Origin of the sequence: Micromonospora sp. NPDC049089, assembly GCF_040648775.1 — a bacterium.
Taxonomy (GTDB): domain Bacteria; phylum Actinomycetota; class Actinomycetes; order Mycobacteriales; family Micromonosporaceae; genus Micromonospora.
On the sequence record NZ_JBEZEH010000334.1, the window covers coordinates 1 to 3,975 of the forward strand.

The following is a 3,975-nucleotide window of genomic DNA, read 5'->3' on the forward strand; positions in this document are numbered from 1 at the left end:
CCGCCGTCGGTCGACGGCGGACCCTCTTCGCGTCAGAGCCAGCCGCGTCGGGCCACCTGGAACGCCAACCCGGGCCGGGTGTCCACACCGGCGGCGGCCATCAGGTCGGCGATGCGCCGTTGCACTGTCCGCCGGCTCACCCCGAGCTGGGAGGCGATGGACTTGTCCGGTACGCCCGCCACGAACAGCGACAGCAGCCGGGCCTCGTCGGCGTCGGGTTGGTAACCGTCGCTCGGCTGGTCCGCGGGCTCCGGCCGTCGAGGCTCGGGGGCCGCGACGGCGAGGGGGTCGTCGAGGCGCAGCCGGGTGGCGACCCGCCAGTGGCTCTCGAAGAGGGCGAGCAGCGCGTCGAGCAGTTGACTGCGGCCGATCACGGCGGCGCTCGGTTCGCCGCCGTCGCGGTCGGGCACCAACGGGCAGATGGCGGTGCGGGCGTCCACGATGGCCAGTCGGACCGGCAGCCGGTCCAGGACGCGGGCTTGCTCCCCGGCGGCGACCCCCTTGGCCAGGTCGGCCAACGCGCCCGGTTCCAGCAGCAGGTCACGCTCGTAGATGGCCCGGTAGCTCACCCCACGGGCCAGCGCGTCGAACTCCTCGACGTTCTCCGGGCCGGCCATGGCGAGGGGGTTGGCCCGGCAGAACCAGAGCACCTCGGTACGCGCGGAGTTCTGCAGGTCGCGCAGACGGTCCCGGAGAACCCGGGCGCCGGTGATCACCTCGACCAGATGGTCGACGTGGTGTCGGCGTAGCCCGGAGCGGTACTCCTCGGCCAGTTGGGTGACGAGTCGGCGGGCCGACTCCAGGTCCTCCTGACGCCGCAGCAGCGTCGCGCCGAGGGCGACGTCCGGGGCGGTCGGGCGCAGCGGGGCGTCCGGGTCGGTGTCGCTGCGCTGCACGAGGCCCTTGCCGCGCAGTGCCTCGACCTGGGCGGCGACCTGCTCCCGGGGTCGGTGCAGGCGACGGGCCAACTCGTCGATGCGGGCCGTGGTGAGCTGGAGCAGGCAGCGGTAGAGCTCCTCCTCAGCCGAGGTCAGGCCGATCACATCCAACACGGGGCAGAACTGTACGTCGGCCGGGTACGGGCCTGACCCGGGCCCGTCGGCTGGTCAAGTGTCGGGCCTCGCGTCTACTGTCGGTGGCTGTGCTGGAAGAGCTGCGCATCACCGGACTGGGCGTCATCGAGGACACCACGCTGCCGTTGACCGGCGGCATGAACGTCATCACCGGCGAGACCGGTGCGGGTAAGACGATGGTGGTCACCGGCCTCGGCCTGCTCTTCGGCGGCCGGGCCGACGCCGGGCGGGTCCGCGCCCAACCCGGTCGTGCGGTGGTGGAGGGGCGGCTGCGGCTGCACGGGCGGGTCGCCGACGCCGTGCACGCGCGGATCGTCGAGGCCGGCGGCGACCCGGACGAGGACGGCTCGGTGCTGCTGAGCCGCACGGTGACGGTGGAGGGGCGCTCGCGCGCCCACGTCGGTGGCCGGAGCATGCCGGTGTCGATGCTCGGTGAGGTCGGCGAGCAGGCGGTGGCCGTGCACGGCCAGTCCGACCAGTTGCGGTTGCTGCGCCCGGCCGAGCAGCGGGCCGCACTGGACCGGTTCGCCGGCCCGGCGCACGAGAAGCTGCTCGACGCGCTGCGCGAGGCGTACACGGGGTGGCGTCGGGTCGTCGACGACCTGGCCGACCGTCGGCGCAACGCCCGCGAGCGCAACCAGGAGGCCGACCTGCTGCGGTTGGGCCTCGACGAGATCACCCGGGTCGATCCGCAGCCCGGTGAGGACGACGAGCTGAAGACCGAGGCGCAGCGGCTGGAGCACGCCGAGGGTCTGCGGACGGCCGCGCAGATCGCCCAGCAGTGTGTGGCCGGTGGCGCGGAGGCGGCCGAGGAGACCCCGGACGCGACGGCGTTGCTCGGCACCGCCCGGCGGACCCTGGAGGCGCAGTCCGGCACCGATCCGGCGCTCGGTGAGCTGGCGGCCCGCCTGGAGGAGGCGGCCACCCTGGTCACCGACGTGTCCGCGGAGCTGTCGGCGTACCTGGCGACGCTCGACGCGGACCCGGCCCGGTTGCAGCACGTCTATGAGCGGCGGGCGGCGCTGCGCGCGTTGACCCGCAAGTACGCCGACGACGTCGACGGGGTGATCGCCTGGGCCGATCGGGCGCGCACCCGACTGTCCGATCTGGACATGTCCGACGACGTGCTCGACGAGTTGGAGCGGGAGGGCCAGCGGCTCGCCGTGGAGGTGGCCGATCTGGCCGGGCGGGTGTCGACCTCCCGGCAGGAGGCGGCGGTCCGCTTCGCCGACCAGGTCACCGTCGAGCTGGCCGGGCTGGCCATGCCGCACGCGCGGATCGAGGTGGCGGTGCTGCCGCGTCCGGCCGGGCGTGCCGAGCCGACGCTTGCGGTCAACGGCGTCGAGGTGGGTGTCACGCCGGACGGCGGTGACGAGGTGGAGCTGCGGTTGCTGGCCCACCCTGGGGCGCCGTCGTTGCCGTTGCAGCGCGGGGCCTCCGGCGGTGAGTTGTCCCGGGTGATGCTCGCCATCGAGGTCGTGTTCGCCGGCTCCGGTGGCCCGCCCACGTTGGTCTTCGACGAGGTCGACGCGGGGGTCGGCGGGCAGGCGGCGGTGGAGATCGGCCGTCGGTTGGCGCGGTTGGCCCGCAGCCACCAGGTGCTGGTGGTCACGCACCTGCCGCAGGTGGCCGCGTTCGCCGACCGGCACCTGGTGGTGGCGAAGGACACCGGCGGCGCGGTGACGACCAGCGGGGTGCGCGTGGTGGAGGACACCGAGCGGGCGCGGGAGTTGGCGCGCATGCTGGCGGGTTTGCCCGATTCGGATCTGGGTATCGCCCATGCCGAGGAGCTTCTGGCAGTGGCCGCCAAGGAAAGGCGGTTGTGACGCCGCGTATTGTGAGCGCAAGCACACCGGCTTGTGCCGGTGTGTGCTTCCCTGGGTAGGCGGCCCTGCTCAGGCATGTCGCGACAGAAAAGCCTGCCTCACATGCCAGGATGGTCACGATGCGTCTACCCACGTTGCGCCGGAACCGGAACGCCGAACCGGGCAGAGTCCTCGGCACCGCGCGCCTTGATCGCCGGACGAAACGCCTGGTCGGTCGGCTGCGCCCCGGTGACATCGCGGTCATCGACCACGTCGACCTGGATCGGGTGGCGGCCGACTCGCTCGTCGCCGTCGGGGTCGCGGCGGTGCTCAACGCCAAGCCCTCGGTCTCCGGCCGTTACCCGAACCTGGGCCCGGAGGTGCTGATCGCCGCCGGCATTCCGCTCCTCGACGACCTGGGGGAGGGCGTCTTCGAGCGCATCCGCGAGGGCGACCAGGTGCGTATCGAGGGCAACACGGTCTTCGCCGGTGACGAGCCGGTGGCCCACGGCAGCCTTCAGGACGCCGAGTCGGTCGGCAAGGCGATGGCGGACGCCCGGGAGGGTCTGTCGGTGCAGTTGGAGGCGTTCGCCGCCAACACGATGGACTACCTGCGTCAGGAACGCGACCTGCTGCTCGACGGTGTCGGTGTGCCGGACATCGAGACCCAGATGCAGGGTCGGCACTGCCTGATCGTGGTGCGCGGCTACGACTACAAGGCCGACCTGGACGTGCTTCGCCCGTACATCCGGGAGTTCAAGCCGGTGCTCATCGGCGTCGACGGCGGCGCGGACGCGCTGGTCGAGGCCGGCTACACCCCCGACATGATCATCGGGGACATGGATTCGGTCACCGACGACGTGCTGCGCTGCGGCGCCGAGGTGATCGTGCACGCGTACCCGGACGGGCGCGCGCCGGGCCTGCCCCGGGTCAACGGCCTCGGTGTGCCGGCCATCACGTTCCCGGCCGCGGCGACCAGCGAGGACCTGGCCATGCTGCTGGCCGACGAGAAGGGCGCCTCGCTGTTGGTGGCGGTCGGCACCCACGCGACCCTCGTCGAGTTCCTCGACAAGGGTCGCGGCGGGATGGCCTCGACG

3 protein-coding genes are annotated in these 3,975 nt (G+C 72.8%); 2 read left to right on the plus strand and 1 reads right to left on the minus strand.

Translation table 11 applies throughout. From position 1 onward, the window contains the following. Positions 1 to 32: 32 nt before the first annotated feature. Positions 33 to 1,052 carry a helix-turn-helix domain-containing protein gene (locus AB0B48_RS32175; RefSeq protein ID WP_357208205.1) on the minus strand — a complete coding sequence of 340 codons (1,020 nt, stop codon included), beginning with the start codon at positions 1,050 to 1,052 and terminating at the stop codon, positions 33 to 35. An 89-nt stretch (positions 1,053 to 1,141) separates the two neighbouring features. On the opposite strand from AB0B48_RS32175, the gene recN reads away from it, so the two are divergent. Together recN and steA are read left to right on the plus strand one after the other, a co-directional pair. Beyond that, entirely contained in the window at positions 1,142 to 2,899 is a 1,758-nt protein-coding gene (gene recN / locus AB0B48_RS32180; protein WP_357208211.1) for a DNA repair protein RecN, read from the plus strand. A 119-nt stretch (positions 2,900 to 3,018) separates the two neighbouring features. Continuing rightward, positions 3,019 to 3,975: putative cytokinetic ring protein SteA (steA, locus tag AB0B48_RS32185; RefSeq protein ID WP_357208208.1), on the plus strand; the 957-nt coding region annotated here is incomplete at its 3' end.